We start from the raw sequence: 2,975 nt of genomic DNA on the forward strand, positions 1-2,975 counted from the left end.
GGTTACCTCGACCGAGGTAACCCTGTAATGGTGCCGTCCGCGACTCTGGCAGTCGATAGTAAGCGTCTCAAAGTTCGCCAACGCTTTCTATCGCAGCTTGCTCAATCTTCCAGCTTTTAAGCTACGGAGATTGCTACCATCCCTCCCCATGCAACCCCTCGCCAAAGCCCGCCTGCAGATCCACTTCTGCGTCCTCCTCTGGGGCTTCACGGCCATCCTGGGCAAAACCATCAAGCTCGACGCGCTTTCGCTGGTGACCTGGCGCATGGCGCTGGTGACCGGTGCGCTTCTACTGGTGCCGCGTGTATGGCGGTCGCTGCGAGCGATGCCACTCCGGCTGGTCGGCGCCTACGCCGGCATCGGTGTGCTGGTAGCGATCCATTGGCTTACTTTCTACGCCTCGATCAAGCTGGCCAACGCTTCGGTGGGCGCCACCTGCATCGCACTGGCGCCGGTATTCCTGTCACTGGTGGAGCCCTGGGTAGCGCAGCGGCCGTTCAATCCGCGCGAGCTTTTGCTGGGCGTGGCCGTGGTGCCAGGGGTCGCCCTGGTGGCCGGTGGTGTGCCGGCACACATGTACGCGGGGATCGCCGTGGGTGTTGTCTCGGCACTTTTCTGTGCGCTGTTCGCCTCCCTCAACAAACGCCTGGTGGAGCACGCCGACCCGCTCACCGTCACTTGCCTGGAGCTGGGTACCGGCGGCGTGTTCCTGGCGCTGTTCATGCCGTTCTTCGGCTTCCAGATCCCTACTGGGCACGATGCGTTGTTGCTGGTGTTGTTGGCCTATGGCTGCACCCTGCTGCCCTTCGCCCTGGCCCTGGTGTCGCTGCGGCACCTGACCGCCTTCGGCGTGCAGATGGTGACCAACCTGGAGCCGGTGTACGCCATCGTGCTGGCCGTGCTGCTATTGGGCGAGCAGCGCGAGCTTGGCGTGGCCTTCTATGCAGGTGTGGTGGTGATCCTGTCCGCGGTGTTCGCGCATCCCTACCTTTCGCGCAATACGAAGCCGGTGCCAGAGTTGATCGGCACCAGCGAAACACACGGGTGACAATCAGATCAGCTTGATCTCGCGCAACCGCTCCTGCAGGTACTCGTGCGCCGTGATCGGCTCGGGGTAGCGGTTAGGATGCGCGGCATCCACGCATGAGGGCAGCACGTCGATGACGAAATCCGGGTTCGGATGCAGGAAGAACGGCACCGAGTAACGTGGCTTGCGTGCATTGGCGTTAGGCGGGTTCACCACGCGGTGCGTGGTGGACGGATACACGTGATTGGTCAGGCGCTGCAGCATGTCGCCGATGTTCACCACGATGGCATCGCCCTCGGTGGTGATGGGCAACCACTTGCCCTCGCGCGTGAGCACTTCCAGGCCTTCGGCACTGGCACCCACTAAAAGGGTGATCAGGTTGATGTCTTCGTGCGCGCCGGCGCGCTCGTTGGGGATGTTGTCCTGCTCGATCGGCGGGTAGTGAATCGGGCGAAGGATGGAATTGCCCTGGTCAGTCTTGTCGGCAAAGTAGTCTTCCGGCTGGCCAATATGCAGGGCAAGCGCCTTCAGTACCCGCGACCCCAGGCTATCGAGCGCTTCGAACAGGCCGTAGCCGTGCTGCTTGAAGCCGGGCACTTCCTCCGGCCACAGGTTCGGCGCCATCACGTCGGCGTATTTCGAATCCCGGGGAATTTCCCGGCCGACATGCCAGAACTCTTTCAGGTCCGGCAGCTTTGAATCCTTGGCGGTTTCCACCTTGAACGGCGTGTAGCCGCGCGCACCGCCGCCGCCGGGGACGTGGTACTTGCGCTTGGTGGCATCGGGCAAGGCAAAGAAACGCACGAAATCGTCGTAGGCGGCATCGATGTCCCGGCGCGGGATACCGTGCCCGGAGATGCAGCAGAAGCCGAATTCCCGATAGGCGGCGCCCAGTTCCGCCACGAATGCCTCGCGGTCGGTGTCGTAGCGACGGATATCCAGGGTAGGTACGTGTTTCATGCGTTTGATCAGCCGGTGACGGTAGCCGCTGATTTTACCGCGTCAGCCAGCCGCGCCGCCAACTGCTGCACTTCGCCCTCCTCCGGCCCCTCCACGGTGACCCGCACCAGGGGTTCGGTGCCCGAGGCGCGCAGCACCACGCGGCCCCGGCCGGCCAGGGCAGCTTCCACCTCACCGCACACCCGACGAACCTGGTCGCTGTCCAGTGCCTCGCGGGCACCGTCGGCGCGCACGTTGATCATCACCTGGGGCACGGTGGAAAGCCCGGCGCGGGCCACGGTGAGGTCCTCCCCGGACATCACCAGGGCCTCGAGCACCGCCAGCGCCGCCACGATGCCATCGCCCGTGGTGAAACGGTCCAGGGTAAGGATATGCCCGGACGTTTCCCCGCCCAGCACGCCACCGCGGTCCTTCAACTGCTGCAATACATAACGGTCGCCCACGTTGGCGCGTACCAGTTCCACGTCCATGTCGCGCAGCGCGCGCTCCAGGCCATAGTTGCTCATCAGCGTGCCCACCACCGGCCCGCGCAGGATGCCCCGCTCGCGCCAACTGCGCGCCAGCACATACATCAGGACATCGCCGTCGGCGAGTGCACCGTGGCGGTCCACGAGTTGCACGCGGTCACCGTCGCCGTCGAACGCGATGCCAAGGTCCGCACCCTTCTCAACCACAGTCTTCTGCAGTGCCGCCGGACTCGTGGACCCGCATTCATGGTTGATGTTGAAGCCATCAGGCTCCGCGCCGATGGTAATCACCCGGGCGCCGAGCTCGGCGAAGATCTTCGGGGCTACCTGGTAGGTAGCGCCGTTGGCGCAGTCCAGCACGATCTTCATGCCCGCGAGCGAGAAATCCTCGTTCACCGTGCTCTTGCAGAATTCGATGTAGCGCGCCGGGGCATCGTCCACGCGGCGGGCCTTGCCCAGCTGCTCGGAGGGCACGGTGATGAAGGCGCCTTCCAGGCCGTCCTCGATCGCCGCTTCCACCG

Annotated in this window: 3 protein-coding genes; 1 reads left to right on the top strand and 2 read right to left on the bottom strand. The window is 64.3% G+C overall.

Annotated features, from left to right (window positions below):
* Window positions 1-148 precede the first annotated feature (148 nt).
* Window positions 149-1,048 (top strand): DMT family transporter, encoded by a 900-nt coding sequence (locus VK519_RS03500; protein WP_324347721.1) that lies wholly within the window; start codon window positions 149-151, stop codon window positions 1,046-1,048.
* 3 nt (window positions 1,049-1,051) lie between these two features.
* On the opposite strand, the gene VK519_RS03505 is transcribed toward VK519_RS03500, so the two are convergent.
* Together VK519_RS03505 and VK519_RS03510 are read right to left on the bottom strand one after the other, a co-directional pair.
* Window positions 1,052-1,987: an isopenicillin N synthase family dioxygenase gene (locus VK519_RS03505; RefSeq protein WP_324347722.1), complete on the bottom strand. Its 936-nt coding sequence runs from the start codon at window positions 1,985-1,987 to the stop codon at window positions 1,052-1,054.
* Window positions 1,988-1,995: 8 nt separating this feature from the next.
* On the bottom strand, window positions 1,996-2,975 hold a 980-nt coding region (locus VK519_RS03510), incomplete at its 5' end, for a phosphohexomutase domain-containing protein (RefSeq protein WP_324347724.1).

The sequence above is a fragment of the Pinirhizobacter sp. genome (assembly GCF_035317885.1).
Classification (GTDB): domain Bacteria; phylum Pseudomonadota; class Gammaproteobacteria; order Xanthomonadales; family Rhodanobacteraceae; genus Pinirhizobacter.

Excerpts from the sequence above, each read along its gene's own strand:
- VK519_RS03500 (WP_324347721.1), top strand. The coding sequence starts at position 149 with ATGCAACCCCTCGCCAAAGCCCGCCTGCAGATCCACTTCTGCGTCCTC.
- VK519_RS03505 (WP_324347722.1), bottom strand. The coding sequence starts at position 1,987 with ATGAAACACGTACCTACCCTGGATATCCGTCGCTACGACACCGACCGC.